Here is a 14,169-nt window from a genome sequence, read left to right as displayed (position 1 = left end):
AGGTCGCTGCGCCGGGCCTTGAGGACCGGGGCTCCGCCCCGGACCTCACGCCTCGAACGCCGGCGGGGCCGAAATTGCCCTGCGGGCAATCCAGCCCCTCCGAAAGGGTCAGGCTCCGGGAACCAGTTCGACCTGGATCTCGACCTCGACCGGGGCGTCCAGCGGCAGGACCGCCACGCCGACCGCGCTGCGGGCGTGGACGCCCTTGTCGCCGAGGACGGCGCCCAGGAGCTCACTCGCACCGTTGAGCACACCCGGCTGGGCCGTGAAGTCGGGGGCCGAGGCGATGAAGCCGACGACCTTCACGACACGCGCGATCTTGTCGAGGTCACCGACGACCGACTTGACGGCGGCCAGGGCGTTCAGCGCGCACGTGGCGGCCAGCTCCTTGGCCTGCTCCGGCGAGACCTCCGCGCCGACCTTGCCGGTGACCGGCAGGTTGCCCTTCACCATCGGGAGCTGGCCCGCGGTGTAGACGTACACGCCCGAGCGCACGGCCGGCTGGTACGTGGCCAGCGGCGGGACGACCTCGGGCAGGGTCAGGCCGAGCTCGGCCAGCTTCGCGTCGACGACCCCGCTCATGCCTTCTCCCGCTTGAGGTAGGCCACGAGCTGCTCGGGGTTGTTCGGGCCGGGCACGACCTGGACGAGCTCCCAGCCGTCCTCGCCCCAGGTGTCCAGGATCTGCTTGGTGGCGTGAACCAGCAGCGGGACCGTCGCATATTCGAACTTCTTGGTCATGGGAGCGAGGGTAGTGCCTGTGGTGCCGAGCCTCCCCCCGGGCCGAGTCCGGGGGAGGCTCATGCGTGTTCCGGGAGGCGAGTGGTTAGGCTCGGACGCTGTGAGCAGGCTCCAGGTGGTCAGCGGCAAGGGCGGCACCGGCAAGACCACGGTCGCCGCGGCACTCGCGCTTGCCCTCGCACGCGAGGGCAAGCGGACTCTTCTGGTGGAGGTCGAGGGCAGGCAGGGGCTCGCGCAGCTCTTCGGTGCCGAGGCGCTCCCGTACGAGGAGCGGAAGATCGCCGTCGCGCCCGGCGGGGGCGGCGAGGTCTTCGCGCTCGCCATCGACGCCGAACGGGCGCTGCTGGACTACCTCCAGATGTTCTACAAGCTCGGCTCGGCCGGCCGCGCGCTCAAGAAGCTCGGCGCCATCGACTTCGCGACGACCATCGCTCCCGGACTGCGCGACGTCCTGCTGACCGGCAAGGCGTGCGAGGCGGTGCGGCGCAAGGACAAGGCCGGCCGGTACGTCTACGACCACGTGATCATGGACGCGCCGCCGACCGGGCGGATCACCCGGTTCCTGAACGTCAACGACGAGGTGGCGGGCCTGGCCCGGTTCGGGCCGATCCACAACCAGGCGCAGGCCGTCATGAAGGTGCTCAAGTCCCCCGAGACGGCCGTCCACCTGGTCACCCTCCTGGAGGAGATGCCCGTCCAGGAGACCGCCGACGGCATCGAGGAACTGCGCGAGGCCGGGCTGCCGGTCGGCCGGGTCGTCGTCAACATGGTGCGGCCGCACCACTTGGACGAGGACACCCTGCGCACCGCGGCCGGCGACCACCGCGCCGAGGTGGCCAGGGCGCTGTCCCGGGCGGGCCTCGGCGGCGCGCGCCGCGGCGGCCTGGCCGAGCGGCTGGTGGACCCGCTGCTCGCGCAGGCCGCCGAGCACGCGAGCCGGGTGGAGCTGGAGCGCGCGCAGCGCACCGTACTGGCGGGGCTGGACCTGCCGACGTACGAACTGCCCCTGCTCGGCGCGGGGGTGGATCTGGCCGGGTTGTACGAGCTGGCCAAGGAACTGCGGAAGCAGACGGTGGCCGAATGAGCGAGGGGGTGGACACCGTGGGGCTGGACACTCCGCCGCGGCTGGCGGTCGACCGGCTGCTGGACGACCCGGAGACCCGGATCGTCGTGTGCTGCGGGGCGGGCGGGGTCGGCAAGACCACCACGGCCGCGGCACTGGGCGTACGGGCGGCCGGGCGCGGGCGGAAGGCGGTCGTGCTCACCATCGACCCGGCGCGCCGGCTCGCGCAGTCGATGGGCATCGACTCGCTGGACAACACCCCGCGCAAGGTCGCGGGCGTGGGCGCCGACGGCGGTGAACTGCACGCCATGATGCTGGACATGAAGCGGACCTTCGACGAGATCGTCGAGGCGCACGCGGACGGCGAGCGGGCCCGGGCCATCCTCGCCAACCCCTTCTACCAGTCGCTGTCGGCCGGCTTCGCGGGCACGCAGGAGTACATGGCGATGGAGAAGCTGGGACAGCTGCGGGCCCGGGACGACTGGGACCTGATCATCGTGGACACCCCGCCGAGCCGGTCCGCGCTGGACTTCCTGGACGCGCCGAAGCGCCTCGGGTCCTTCCTGGACGGGAAGTTCATCCGGGTGCTGATGGCTCCGGCGAAGGTGGGCGGCCGGGCGGGGATGAAGTTCCTCAATGTCGGCATGTCGATGATGACCGGCACCCTCAGCAAGCTGATGGGGGCCTCGCTGCTGAAGGACGTGCAGACCTTCGTGGCCGCGATGGACACGATGTTCGGCGGCTTCCGCACGCGCGCCGACGCGACCTTCCGGCTGCTCCAGGCCCCCGGCACGGCCTTCCTCGTGGTGGCGGCGCCCGAAGCGGACGCCCTGCGCGAGGCGGCGTATTTCGTGGAGCGGCTGGCCGCGGAGAGCATGCCGCTGGCCGGACTGGTACTGAACCGGGTGCACGGCAGCGGCGCCGACCAGCTGTCCGCCGAACGGGCGTTGGCCGCCGCAGAGAATCTTGAAGAAGGCGGCATTGTCGATCAGGAGTCCGGGAAAGCTGGACTTCGTGACACGGCCGCGGGACCGACCGAGGCGGCCGGGACCACACGGACGGCGACCACCCGGACGGCGACCGCACCGACCGCAGAGACGACGGCACGGACCGCAAAGACCGCGAACCCTCCCGAGACAGGCTCCCCCGGCACCGAAGGCGATACCGCGGTCGTCGACCGGATCACGGCAGGACTGCTGCGCCTGCATGCCGAACGGATGCAGGTGATCGCGCGTGAGCAGCGCACACGCGATCGCTTCACCTCACTGCACCCCGAGGTGGCGGTGGCCGAAGTGGCCGCCCTGCCCGGCGATGTGCACGACCTCGCCGGGCTGCGGGCCATCGGAGAGCGACTCGCGGCCGGGGTTCCGGCCGGAGCGTAGGCGTTCGTACGTCGTGGCGTCCGTGTGGTCTACCCGGCTGCCGCGTATGTCTCGTACGGAACGTCGATCTCCGTGTCTGCATCCATGGTGAGGATGCCCGTACTGCGCTCGTACTCCGTACGGGCGGTTTCGAGCAGCCGTCGCCACGAGGTGACGGTGGGACGCCGGCGCAGCAGCGCACGTCGTTCCCGCTCGGTCATTCCGCCCCACACGCCGAACTCGACGCGATTGTCGAGCGCATCGGCCAGGCATTCGGTCCGCACCGGACATCCGGTGCACACCGCCTTGGCCCTGTTCTGTGCCGCTCCTTGAACGAACAGTTCATCCGGATCGGTAGTGCGGCAGGCTGCCTGCGCACTCCAGTCGGTAACCCAGCCCATCCCGGCGCCGTCCTCTCCCGAATCGAGGCTCCCCCACGGCGGTAGCGGCATATTCACCGCTGCCAGTTGAGGACGTTACGGAAGGCGGGCACAGTGCAACACCCCCGACGGGCCCAATCTTGAATGGTCCGAACGGACTATGGGTAAGCGGCAGATCACCCGACGGAGTGATCCGGCGACATGCCCGGCCATTCAGGCAATTCGGGTGGAATCGGAGGATCAGCTTCAGCAGAGGGGCGAGATTCGGACATGTGTCCACCCCATTCGGGAAGGGTGAAAATCAAGCCGAGGGGTTGATGTCGCACCGCACTGCTGTGACAGTTGGGGACAGCTTAGGCCAAGGCATTCGCGTGTGTCCGGCGAATCAGAACGTAGGCTGCCCTCTATGGGAAAGAAGCGCTCGGGCGGCGGGCTCACGGGGAGCCAGCAGGCCGCCAAGTTCCTCGGGGTGTCCGTTCTCTCCGGAGTTGTGCTGGCCGGCATGGCGATTCCGGCTGCAGGCGCCCTGGGGCTGGCGGCCAAGGGCACGGTCGAGGGATTCGATGAGATCCCGGCCAATCTCAAGACTCCGCCGCTGAGCCAGCGGACCACGATTCTGGACGCCGAGGGTGGCTTGATCGCCACCGTCTATTCACGCGACCGGCAAGTGGTCCCGCTCACGGCGATCTCCCCGTACATGCAGAAGGCGATCGTCGCCATCGAGGACTCCCGTTTCTACGAACACGGAGCCGTCGACCTCAAGGGCATCCTGCGCGCGGTCAACCGCAACGCGCAGGAGGGCGGCGCCGCACAGGGCGCCTCCACGCTCACCCAGCAGTACGTGAAGAACGTGTTCGTCGAAGAGGCCGGCGACGACGAGACCAAGGTGCGCGAGGCCCAGGAGAAGAGCCTCGGCCGCAAGATCCGCGAGCTGAAGTACGCGATCCAGGTCGAGGAGGAACTCGGGAAGAAGAAGATCCTCGAGAACTACCTCAACATCACGTACTTCGGCCAGCAGGCGTACGGAATCGAATCCGCGGCCCAGCGCTACTTCAGCAAGCCGGCCAAGGACCTGACCCTGGATGAGTCCGCGCTGCTGGCGGGCGTCGTGCAGTCGCCGAGCCGGTACGACCCGGTGAACGACACGCAGGAGGCGACGAAGCGCCGCAACATCGTCCTGCAGCGGATGGCCGACACCAGGGACGTCTCGCAGGCCGAGGCGGACGCGGCGAAGGCGAAGCCGGTCACCCTGAAGGTGACCAAGCCGAAGAACGGCTGCATCACCGCGGTCAAGGGCGCGGGCTTCTTCTGCGACTACGTGCGCAACACCTTCCTGACCGACACCGCCTTCGGCAAGACGCGCGAGGAGCGGGCGAAGGTCTGGAACCAGGGCGGTCTGACCGTCCGTACGACCCTGGACCCGCAGTCGCAGGACGCGGCCAACGAGTCGATCAAGGACCACGTCTACCAGGACGACGCGATCGCGACGGCCGTGACCATGGTCCAGCCGGGCACCGGCCGGGTGCTGGCGATGGGTCAGTCCAAGCCGTACGGCTTCGGGAAGAACGAGACGCAGATCAACTACTCCGTGGACAAGCGGATGGGCGGCTCGAACTTCGGCTTCCAGGTCGGATCGACCTTCAAGCCGTTCATCGCGGCCGCCGCGCTGGAGCGGGGCCTGCCGCCGACGAAGGTCTACCCGGCGCCGAACAAGATGGACTACCCGAGCGGGATCACCCGCTGCGACGGGTCCCAGTACGTCAACGTCAACAAGGAATCGGCGGAGAACGAGACCGAGGACGAGATCGGCCCCTACGCGCTGCGGACGGCGATGGAGAAGTCGATCAACACCTACTTCGTCGAGATGATCTCCGAGATCGGCCTGTGCCCGGTGTCGGAGATGGCGCAGAAGCTCGGTGTGGTCCCGGCGAGCGGGGCGAAGCTGGCCGACGGCCCCGCCATCGCGCTCGGCTCGGAGGAGATGTCCCCGCTGACGATGGCCAACGCGTACGCGACCTTCGCCAACCGCGGTGTCTACTGCACCCCCGTCGCCATCGAGTCGATCACCGACTCGCACAACAAGGCCCTCTCGGTGCCGAAGAGCAAGTGCGAGCGGGCGATGTCGGAGACGACCGCCGACACCATCAACACCCTGCTGGGCGGAGTGATCGACTCCGGCACCGGTGAGCGGGCCGGTCTGACCGACCGCGACAGCGCGGGCAAGACGGGCACGACGGACAACCGCTACAACGCCTGGTTCGTGGGCTACACCCCGAACATCTCCGGCGCGGTGTGGGTCGGCTCGGGCGGGGCGAAGAAGATCACGATGGAGAACATCGTGATCGGCGGCAAGCCCTACCTGAAGGTCTTCGGCGGCGGGCTGCCCGGCCCGATCTGGAAGGACGCGGTCACGGGCGCGCTGGACGGCCGTGAGGCCCTGCGCTTCATCACGGTCAGCATCCCGGAATCGAACGTTCCGTCCGGCGGCCCCCGCGGCAACAAGCCGCCCACCACCCAGCCCAGGCCCGGCAAGCCGGGCGGCGACGGAAAGCCCGGCGGGCGGCCCGGCGGCCAGACCGCCGGAGCCACCGGCGGGGCTACGGGCGGGGCCACCGGCGGGGCCACGGGCGGCGTCGAGCCTCAGCCCCCCTTCCCCGGGATCACCATCGACCCGGGCGGCGTGATCGGCGGCCGCGACGACCGGTAGCGGTCGGCACGCGACGCGAGGGAACACAGGGAACACAGAGCACACAAGGAACACAAGGAGGGCCCCAGCCGGTTCCGGCTGGGGCCCTCCTTGTGTTCCCTGCTCTTAGGAGAGCTGCTGCTTGACGACGGCGGCGACACGCCCGCCCTCGGCCAGCCCGGCGACCTTCGGGTTCACGATCTTCATGACGGCGCCCATGGCCCGCGGCCCCTCGGCACCCGCGGCCTTGGCCTCCTCGACCGCCTGCGCCACGATCGCGACGAGCTCGTCGTCGGTGAGCTGCTTGGGCAGGTACGTGTCGAGGAACTCGCCCTCCGCGGTCTCCCGCGCGGCCTGCTCGGCGCGGCCGCCCTGGGCGAAGGCCTCCGCCGCCTCGCGGCGCTTCTTCGCCTCCTTGGCGATCACCTTGAGGACTTCCTCGTCGGAGAGCACACGTGCCTCCTTGCCGGCGACCTCCTCCTTGGTGATGGCGGAGAGGGTCAGGCGCAGCGTGGACGAGTGCAGCTCGTCACGCGCCTTGATGGCGGTCGTGAGGTCTTCCTGGAGCTTGGCCTTGAGCGTGGTCATGGATGTGAGTCTGCCAGGTGCGGGGGCAGTGGCGCTCATTGGTTTTCCGGGTCTGAGACGATGGGTCCATGCGTGCGCGTTACGGAGTACCCCTGAAAGCGGCTGCCGGAATCGCTGCGGTGGGGGCCGCGGGTGTGGCCTATGCCGCCGGTTTCGAGGCGAGGTCCTTCCGGCTGCGCCGGGTCACGGTGCCGGTCCTTCCCCGGGGGATGCGCTCGCTGCGCGTACTCCAGGTGTCCGACATCCACATGGTGGGCGGGCAGCGCAAGAAGCGCGCCTGGCTGCAGTCCCTGGCCGGCCTGCGCCCCGACTTCGTCGTCAACACGGGTGACAACCTCTCCGACACCGAGGGCATCCCCGAGGTGCTCGACGCGCTGGGCCCCTTGATGTCCTTCCCGGGCGTGTACGTCTTCGGGTCGAACGACTACTACGGGCCGCGGCTGCGCAACCCCGGGCGCTACCTGCTGGAGAAGGCCCAGGGCCGGCACGGACTGAACGGCAACAAGCCGGTCGTCGGCGCCGTCCACAACCCGTGGGAGGAAATGCGGGACGCCTTCGACGCGGCGGGCTGGCTGAACCTCACCAACACCCGGGGGCGGCTGAAGCTGGAAGGCCTGGAGCTGGCCTTCACCGGGCTCGACGACCCGCACATCAAGCGGGACCGCTACGAGATGGTCGCCGGCGGCCCCGAGACGGACGCAGACTTCTCGATGGCCGTGGTGCACGCCCCGTACCTGCGCGTCCTGGAGTCCTTCACCGCCGACCGGTACCCGCTGATCCTCGCGGGGCACACCCACGGCGGACAGCTGTGCATCCCCTTCTACGGGGCGCTCGTCACCAACTGCGACCTCGACACCAAGCGGGTGAAGGGCCTGTCCACGCACGAGGCGGCGGGGCAGCGGGCGTACCTCCACGTGTCGGCCGGCTGCGGCACCAACCGCTTCACCCCGGTCCGCTTCGCGTGCCCGCCGGAGGCGACACTCCTGACGCTGACCCCGCAGGCATAGCGCCTGCGCGACCGCTCCGCGAAAACCGGATTTCGTCTCCGGCGAGAGGTCCGCTAAAGTAATCGATGTCGCCAGGACAGCAAGTGCTGCAAGGCGGCGATCGGGGTGTAGCGCAGCTTGGCAGCGCGCTTCGTTCGGGACGAAGAGGTCGTGGGTTCAAATCCCGCCACCCCGACAGAGAAACACCAGCTCAGGGCCGGTCTCCTTCCGAGGAGACCGGCCCTGACTGCTTCTCCCAGCACTCTCGGGAGAATCCTGGGAGAAACCTCCGCCGAAACGGCTCCCGCGCTCCCCTACCTCTCCGCCCTCATCAGGGCGTCGAGGACCATCACCGGCGACCCTGGCGACATCCGGCGGCGAGCCGCGAGCGACTCCTCCCACATGCCGGTCAGGCCGGCCATCAGCTCCTGCCGCATCTCCGATGTGATGTGGGAGTAGCGGGCCTGCACCGAACCGTCCTCGTGCCCCATCCGCTCGTCCTGGAGCTTCGGCGGGGTCCGCAGCTCGTCCATCATCGTCTTGTGACTGTGCCGCAGCCCGTGCGGCGTGAGCCCCCGCGCGATCGGCACCCACGACGCCTCAGCTCGCTTGGCGGCACCCCGCCCACGGGCGGGGACCCCCGGCCACGGGCCCGCCCGGAGCGGCACCGGCCGTGCCTCCTGCGGAGCCTTCTTCGGATACCAGCCGGTCGCCGCAGGCTGGAACAGCCAGGTTGCGAACCCGTTGCGCCGCCAGTGCGGCGCGTTCTCGGTCGCAGGCCAGTACCGGATGTACCCGAGATCGGCGATGGCCCGCTCGACCGCGACCCGAGTGCTGTCGGCAACCGCGGCCGGCCGGTTCAACACGTTGGAGACCGTGCCGGTGGAGACCCCTGCCACGCGGGCGACGTCCACCAGCTTCGCTCCCGGGCGCTGCACCGCCCCGTTCGCTGCGGCATGACCGCTGAACAGGTAGCGCCGACCGTGACAGCTGCACGGCCGGTCCCCCGCGCGGGCTCCCTGGCCCCGCAACAGCCGGGCCAGCCACTCGGGGGTGTCGATGGTCCGGTAGGAGTCGTCCTTGGGAGGGCATCGGTGCATCTCCCCCGAGTCCAGCTCGTAGAGCTGATGCTCGACTCTCACAGCAGTCGGGCGCACGTACTCGGTCTCCAGCCCGACGATCTCGCCCCATCGCATTCCGGTGTAGCCCTTGGCCACGACGCCGACGAACTCGTCGTCCCGGCCGGACAACAGCGCGGCGCGCTCGGCGATCAGCAGAACACCGAGGGCGGACGTCACCGCCTTCTCCGGGCCGCGGCTCCGGGATCGGCCGGCCCGTTTCCCGCGGCCCCGGCGGCGGGTTGCCGGGTTCGACTCGCGCAGTTCCTCGTCCACCGCGTCGGCGAGGATCAGGTGCAGGGTGCCGCGCCAGGTCTTGATGCTGCTGGCCGCGTACCCGCGGGCGCGCTCGCCTCGCTCCCAGCTGTCGATCTCTCCCTTCGTGATCTCGCTGACGACTGCTTCCTCGAACTGCGGGAGAAGGTGCTCTTCGATGTGCCGGCGATAGTTCTGCATGGTGGAGGCGGCGAGGTCTTGCGCCTCGTACCAGCGGCTCGCGTAGTCGCCGAACGTGATGCGCTCGGGGGTGGCGACCGGCATGGCACGGCTGGCGGTGAGGGCCTTCTCCTCCTCTACGGCCGCCGCCTTCTCCGCTGCGCGCTTGGTTCGGAAGCGGATCGTCTTGCCGTACTCGTCTTTGACGGTGCCGTACTTGCTGGGCTCAATCTTGTATCGCCCGCGCCAGTAGTCCCCGCGGTTCTCTGCGAATCCCAAGGTGCTCTCTCTATGAGTGAGCCCCGCCCGGAGTCCCGGGCGGGGCGGTGATCAGGCAGCGGTCTGCTGCTGGTCCTGCTGGACTGCGCGCCGCGGCGGACGCGCTCGCAGTCGCGTGGAGGGCGCTGGCCGCAGAGGCTTGGCCGGCCCCTGCGTGCGGACCTCGGCCGGCCGGACCTGGCGGACGACGCGCGGGCCGCTGGGGCCCTCAGAGAAGAGCCTGATGATCTCCGCGAACTGCTCGGCCGTGAACCGGTACGCGCGGCCCGGCTTCGTGTACGGGATCCGACCGTTGCGTGCTTGCTCCTTGACCCACCACTCGGACTTGCCGAGCGCGCTGGCAACATCGGCCGGGTAGTAGAGGTGGGGCAGCGGGTCTCGCTTCACAGGCTGGTCCTGTCCTCTCGATGGGGCCGGGATGGCCCATGGCCGGTAGGTCCGGGGCGCGGAAACCCCGGAAAGCACTGACAGAACTGACAGAACCTCTCCATGTGGCCTCTGACCTGCTGTTTCGGCCGGTTCTGGCCGCGTGACAAAACCTCAAAAAACTCTGACAGAACCTCGAAAACCTAGGTTGTGTCAGACCGGGCGGCTCGCCCCGTGGCGAGGTTTTTGGAGTTCTGTCAGAGTTTTCGGAGGTTCTGTCACAGCTCCGAAAGTGCCAGTTTGCGCAGGTCAGAGGCTTGCGCAGGGGGTTCTGTCAGTTCTGTCAGTGGGTTGGGGGGTTTTCAGGCGGCGGGGGTGGTGCGGGGGTGGGTCTCGTAGCGGGGGGAGGGCGGCCGGCCACCGCGTGTGGTGCGGGGTGGCGGGGGCTGCTGGCGGACCCAGCCGTGTTCCTCCAGGAGGTCCAGGGCGGGGTCGAGGTCTCCCATGGCGGGGAACTCGCTGCGGGGCATGGCGCGGAAGAGGTCGCGTTTGGTGAAGGCGGTGGTGCGGGTCTCGGTCAGGTGGGTCAGGACGGTGTGGGCGGCGCCTTGGGCGGGGTCGGCCTTCATGGCGTTGAAGACGTCGAGGGCGTGGGCGGTGAAGTAGTCGCCGAGCTGGGTGGCGGCGGCCATGGTGGCGGCGGCGATCGGCTGGTGCCAGGCGTCCTCGGGGTGGGCGGCGAGGTGGAGGAGGCCTGCGATGCGGGCGACGGCGCCGTCGCGTTTGCTGGCCCAGTTCACGATCGGCGCGAGGCTCCCGTCCTTGCGCAGGCGGGATTCCGTGACCCGCTGGTAGGCGAGGAGGACGGCGTCCGCCTCGGGGGTGAGGGTGAGTTCAGCGGTCTCGGTCCAGCCCGCCAGGGCCAGAGCCAGGCCTCCGAGCTTCTGCGCGTAGGTGCCTGCGGTGTCGGGGCTGAGGAGTTCGGGGGTGAGGTTGCGGTAGCCGACGAGGGATTCGGGCTTGGAGTAGAGGAACCGGGCGAGCAGGCCGCGGCCGTCGGCGCCCTTGATCTGCCCGATGGAGTCCAGGACCTCGGGCTGGATGGCCAGGCCCATGGTGATGGCGGGGTTCTCGATGTACTGGGCGTCTCGGGCCTGGCGGTTGACGCGGGCCATGTCGCCGGCGTGACCTTTGAGGAAGATCCCCATGTTGGGGACGCCGGTGTAGCGTCCGGCAATGATTTCGAAGATCTCTCCTTCGGGGGACAGGATCGCGATCCGTCCGTCCTGCTGGGCGAGGAGGGTAGTCAGGCTCTCAGCGGTGATGTCGTCGGCGATGAGTTGCGGTTCCGCCGGGACGGCGGCCCGCTCCGCAGCCTCCGACAGAGAGACGGCCTGAGCGGTCAGATCGGCCAGCTTGTCGGCCTCGGCGTTGGCCGCGACCTTTTCGGCCTTTTCGGCGGCGGCCTTCGCGATCCGCGCGGACGCTGCGGCCTCGGCCCGCTGGGGCGCCGTCAGCTCGATCAGGGCTTTCTCGGCGGCAAGGAGGGGCTTGGTCATCAGGGCGAACACGGCGCTTTTGCGGTTGCCGGGCGGGAGGGCGACGGCGGTGTAGAGGTTGACCGGCTCGCTCCACTGCCCGCGCACGGTCACGGTCAGGCGCCCGCCGGCGGCGGTCCCGATGACAGCCAGTGCGAGACACCCGGCGAGGTCGACAGGCGTCTGTGTCTCCTCAGCGACCCCCGCCGTCATGGCCGCGAGCCAGTCGGGCAGGGCGTCCACGGGGAAGACGGGGAGCTGCCCGCGGGGGTTGAGCGGTACGGGCTCGTCCCACACGGGCCCGGCCACGGCCTCCGGGGTCATCTCCTCGAACCCTTCCCACAGCTCGGGGTTGTGCGTGGTCATGCGGCTTCCCTTCGCGGGGTGAGGCGGGAACAAGCTGTGCGGTGCTCTGCGTGGTCGGTGATGAGCGCGAGGGCGCGGGCGCGCCCGGCGGCGAACAGGTCCCGGCCGCACGAGCACCAGGAGCGGACGCTGGGGCTGGCGCCGTAGGAGGGCGGGGCGACGATGTGGAGCCAGGCGATGGGCCGGCGTCCGTCGTCGGCGTGCGGGTCAGGGCGAACTGATGAAGGGACGCCTTCGGCGACGCCTTTCGGCGCGCTACTGCCGTCCAGGGCGGGGGCCGGTTCGGCGGGGCCGGGACGGGCAGTCATGACGCCGTCACCAGCAGGGCGCCGAATCCGTTGGTGACGGCCCGCTCGGCGTAGGCCTCGGGGACGTCGACGGATACGGCGGCGTCGATGATGTGCCGGGCGAGGATCTCCAGGCCGCAGGGGCCGGGGCAGGTGGTGTGCTGGTTGGCGAGGAAGCGGGCGACGCCGTAGGCCTTGGATCCGGCGCCCTCCTTCCGGCAGGCGGTGATCCTGGCGAGTCCTCGTTGCAGGCCGGTGCGGACGTAGGTGTCGTTGTGGCGGCAGCCGGTGGCGACGGATCGGTCCCAGGTGGCGCGGGCTGGTGAGGAAGAGTCCACCGACCCTCCCCGGGAGCGGGTGGCGGTGGACTCTTCCCTGCCGACCAGCGCGCGCACGGCGTCCGGCAGGTGGGTCATGGTGCCGGTCCCGGTGTTGATCCAGCGGGCGTAGGACATCAGGGACTTGATGTCCACGCCGGGCCGGACCCCGTTGGCGGACTGCATGGCGCCCCGGTAGATCCAGTGCTCACCCCGGGTGGTCGCCACGGTCTTCGTCGCGGGGAGGGACTGGCGGGCCCAGGCGACCGCTTCGGCGTTGTCGAGGTCCACGACCGTGAGGTGGGCTCCGCCGGGGTGGTAGGCGACCCCTCCGGCCTGCCGCCAGGCGCGCGCCCACGCCGGGGAGGTGAGGACTGCCGGGGCGGTAGTGGCGGCGGCCCAGGCGTGGCAAGGGGCGGGGCACTGGCAGGGCCCGGCGAACTTCATGTTCGGCCGGTCCCCGCACCGGCAGGGCCCGGCCGTCTTGCTGCTGGTGCAGTCGTAGCAGTTTCCGACGGGGAGCTTGCTCGCGCGCAGGGGCAGGACGGGCAGTCCGATTCCGGCGAGCCAGAGGGCTGTCCGCAGGTGAGTGGGTAAGGCCGGTTGGCGGGGGTCTCGCGGGAAGTCGGTGGGGTCAGTCATGCTGGAGTCCTCCACAGGTCTCTTGATGGGTTGTGGACGAGGGCGGCCCCGCACTTTGGCGAGAGGGGGCCGCCCTCGGCGTTGCTAGAAGGGCGGTTCGTCGCTGTACCCGCTGGGGGGCGTCCAGGGGTCGCGGTAGGGGCGGCGGCGCTGGGGCAGGCGGAGCAGGGTCCAGTGCTGGTCGGGGTTCCAGCAGTCGCAGTGCTCCCAGTCGGTTCCGGCGTACTCGCCGGTCTCGTCGCCGTAGTCGCAGGCGATCCCTCCTTCGCCGCGGCAGGTCCGGCAGTCGGGCCGGGGTGTGTCGGTGAGTACGAGGAGAGGGCGGGTCCACTCAAGGCGGAGTCGGGCCATGTGGTCTTCCTTCAGCGGTTGTTGATGGTTCCGGTCGCGCGGCCGAACATCCCGGACGCGCTGATGTTCTGGGTGATGTGCTGCACCGGCCCCGCACCCCGCCCGCCCGTCCTGCCGGTGGCGCGGAGAAGGAGTGGGGCGAGGGCGCCGGCGGCGATGAGGGCGACGGTGGCCCAGAGGGCTTCGGCCATGGCGAGGACTCCGGGGGCGGCGTAGGAGATCCCGAACCCGGCCGCGGCGATCCCGCCGCCGAGCGTCGGGGCGAGGAGCGCGGTCGTCCTGGCCCACCGCGGAATCGACTCCCGGACCGGTTCCGCTTCGGTGACCGGTGCGGGGTGGGGGTGGGTGTAGGCGAGGGTGCGGACCCCGTTGGGGAGGGTCACCCAGTCGACGCCCGGAGGGATGTCCTGGGGCAGCAGGACGGTGTGCGGTTCGACCGGTCGGGGTCGGTGGATGGGGTCGCCGTAGCGGGTGGCGGGGGTGGTGATCGTGCGGTTGGGCTCATGCACGTCGGGGCTCCTTCAGGCGGGTGGAAGACGGTGGGTGGTGCCTGTCATCCGGCCTGTCACCTGTCTGTCACCTGTCACCTGCCTGTCACCTGTCATCCGCAGGTCACAGCAGGGGTGACAGGCCCTCAGGCCCTCAGCACGGGGGTTCGGTAGGGGG

The 14,169-nt window shown here is 70.0% G+C and carries 15 protein-coding genes and 1 tRNA gene; 5 read left to right on the top strand and 11 right to left on the bottom strand.

The features are described from left to right. Positions 1-108: 108 nt before the first annotated feature. Together OG472_RS24655 and OG472_RS24650 are read right to left on the bottom strand one after the other, a co-directional pair. The gene (locus tag OG472_RS24655) at positions 109-582 is read right to left on the bottom strand and encodes a RidA family protein (RefSeq protein ID WP_361752417.1); all 474 of its coding nucleotides are present in this window, start codon (positions 580-582) and stop codon (positions 109-111) included. Continuing rightward, entirely contained in the window at positions 579-740 is a 162-nt protein-coding gene (locus tag OG472_RS24650; protein ID WP_007264966.1) for a DUF4177 domain-containing protein, read from the bottom strand. Before OG472_RS24650 ends, OG472_RS24655 begins: the two co-directional genes overlap by 4 nt. A gap of 100 nt (positions 741-840) precedes the next feature. On the opposite strand from OG472_RS24650, the gene OG472_RS24645 reads away from it, so the two are divergent. Beyond that, positions 841-1,824 (top strand): ArsA family ATPase, encoded by a 984-nt coding sequence (locus OG472_RS24645; protein WP_405831277.1) that lies wholly within the window; start codon positions 841-843, stop codon positions 1,822-1,824. Next, the gene (locus OG472_RS24640; protein ID WP_401611050.1) at positions 1,821-3,185 is read left to right on the top strand and encodes an ArsA family ATPase; all 1,365 of its coding nucleotides are present in this window, start codon (positions 1,821-1,823) and stop codon (positions 3,183-3,185) included. The genes OG472_RS24645 and OG472_RS24640 overlap by 4 nt, the downstream gene beginning before the upstream one ends. Before the next feature lie 29 nt (positions 3,186-3,214). Here the strand turns inward: OG472_RS24640 and OG472_RS24635 are convergent, their stop codons facing one another. Further along, on the bottom strand, positions 3,215-3,565 hold the full coding sequence (locus OG472_RS24635) for a WhiB family transcriptional regulator (protein ID WP_319722166.1): 351 nt from the start codon (positions 3,563-3,565) through the stop codon (positions 3,215-3,217). Positions 3,566-3,950: 385 nt separating this feature from the next. Between OG472_RS24635 and OG472_RS24630 the strand changes: the two genes are divergently transcribed. Beyond that, the gene (locus OG472_RS24630) at positions 3,951-6,251 is read left to right on the top strand and encodes a transglycosylase domain-containing protein (protein WP_405942074.1); all 2,301 of its coding nucleotides are present in this window, start codon (positions 3,951-3,953) and stop codon (positions 6,249-6,251) included. Positions 6,252-6,356: 105 nt separating this feature from the next. On the opposite strand, the gene OG472_RS24625 is transcribed toward OG472_RS24630, so the two are convergent. Beyond that, the gene (locus tag OG472_RS24625) at positions 6,357-6,818 is read right to left on the bottom strand and encodes a GatB/YqeY domain-containing protein (protein WP_319722136.1); all 462 of its coding nucleotides are present in this window, start codon (positions 6,816-6,818) and stop codon (positions 6,357-6,359) included. A gap of 68 nt (positions 6,819-6,886) precedes the next feature. On the opposite strand from OG472_RS24625, the gene OG472_RS24620 reads away from it, so the two are divergent. Next, positions 6,887-7,825 carry a metallophosphoesterase gene (locus OG472_RS24620; protein ID WP_405942073.1) on the top strand — a complete coding sequence of 313 codons (939 nt, stop codon included), beginning with the start codon at positions 6,887-6,889 and terminating at the stop codon, positions 7,823-7,825. 101 nt (positions 7,826-7,926) lie between these two features. After that, positions 7,927-8,000 (top strand) — tRNA-Pro (locus OG472_RS24615). Between the two features lie 118 nt (positions 8,001-8,118). Here OG472_RS24615 and OG472_RS24610 read toward each other — a convergent pair. The 7 genes from OG472_RS24610 to OG472_RS24580 form a co-directional block, all read right to left on the bottom strand. Next, entirely contained in the window at positions 8,119-9,636 is a 1,518-nt protein-coding gene (locus OG472_RS24610) for a LacI family DNA-binding transcriptional regulator (protein WP_405942072.1), read from the bottom strand. Positions 9,637-9,687: 51 nt separating this feature from the next. Continuing rightward, entirely contained in the window at positions 9,688-10,023 is a 336-nt protein-coding gene (locus OG472_RS24605) for a helix-turn-helix domain-containing protein (protein ID WP_405942071.1), read from the bottom strand. A 341-nt stretch (positions 10,024-10,364) separates the two neighbouring features. After that, positions 10,365-11,906, bottom strand: a complete 1,542-nt coding sequence (locus OG472_RS24600; RefSeq protein ID WP_405942070.1) for a YfjI family protein — start codon at positions 11,904-11,906, stop codon at positions 10,365-10,367. Next, complete coding sequence (locus OG472_RS24595) at positions 11,903-12,214, bottom strand: hypothetical protein (RefSeq protein WP_405942069.1); 312 nt, start codon at positions 12,212-12,214, stop codon at positions 11,903-11,905. Before OG472_RS24595 ends, OG472_RS24600 begins: the two co-directional genes overlap by 4 nt. After that, entirely contained in the window at positions 12,211-13,152 is a 942-nt protein-coding gene (locus tag OG472_RS24590; RefSeq protein ID WP_405942068.1) for a DNA primase, read from the bottom strand. Before OG472_RS24590 ends, OG472_RS24595 begins: the two co-directional genes overlap by 4 nt. An 84-nt stretch (positions 13,153-13,236) precedes the next feature. Continuing rightward, positions 13,237-13,503, bottom strand: coding sequence for a hypothetical protein (locus OG472_RS24585; protein ID WP_405942067.1), 267 nt, complete (start codon positions 13,501-13,503; stop codon positions 13,237-13,239). 11 nt (positions 13,504-13,514) lie between these two features. Next, positions 13,515-14,012: a hypothetical protein gene (locus OG472_RS24580; protein ID WP_405942066.1), complete on the bottom strand. Its 498-nt coding sequence runs from the start codon at positions 14,010-14,012 to the stop codon at positions 13,515-13,517. Positions 14,013-14,169 lie beyond the last annotated feature (157 nt).

The sequence above is a fragment of the Streptomyces sp. NBC_00207 genome (genome assembly GCF_045160965.1).
GTDB lineage: Bacteria > Actinomycetota > Actinomycetes > Streptomycetales > Streptomycetaceae > Streptomyces.
Note: the sequence above shows the minus strand (reverse complement) of the source record. Positions and strands in the feature narration are given on the sequence as shown.

Coding starts and splice junctions, on each gene's coding strand:
- OG472_RS24655 (WP_361752417.1), bottom strand. CDS start 582: ATGAGCGGGGTCGTCGACGCGAAGCTGGCCGAGCTCGGCCTGACCCTG.
- OG472_RS24650 (WP_007264966.1), bottom strand. CDS start 740: ATGACCAAGAAGTTCGAATATGCGACGGTCCCGCTGCTGGTTCACGCC.
- OG472_RS24640 (WP_401611050.1), top strand. CDS start 1,821: ATGAGCGAGGGGGTGGACACCGTGGGGCTGGACACTCCGCCGCGGCTG.
- OG472_RS24635 (WP_319722166.1), bottom strand. CDS start 3,565: ATGGGCTGGGTTACCGACTGGAGTGCGCAGGCAGCCTGCCGCACTACC.
- OG472_RS24630 (WP_405942074.1), top strand. CDS start 3,951: ATGGGAAAGAAGCGCTCGGGCGGCGGGCTCACGGGGAGCCAGCAGGCC.
- OG472_RS24625 (WP_319722136.1), bottom strand. CDS start 6,818: ATGACCACGCTCAAGGCCAAGCTCCAGGAAGACCTCACGACCGCCATC.
- OG472_RS24620 (WP_405942073.1), top strand. CDS start 6,887: ATGCGTGCGCGTTACGGAGTACCCCTGAAAGCGGCTGCCGGAATCGCT.
- OG472_RS24600 (WP_405942070.1), bottom strand. CDS start 11,906: ATGACCACGCACAACCCCGAGCTGTGGGAAGGGTTCGAGGAGATGACC.
- OG472_RS24595 (WP_405942069.1), bottom strand. CDS start 12,214: ATGACTGCCCGTCCCGGCCCCGCCGAACCGGCCCCCGCCCTGGACGGC.
- OG472_RS24590 (WP_405942068.1), bottom strand. CDS start 13,152: ATGACTGACCCCACCGACTTCCCGCGAGACCCCCGCCAACCGGCCTTA.
- OG472_RS24585 (WP_405942067.1), bottom strand. CDS start 13,503: ATGGCCCGACTCCGCCTTGAGTGGACCCGCCCTCTCCTCGTACTCACC.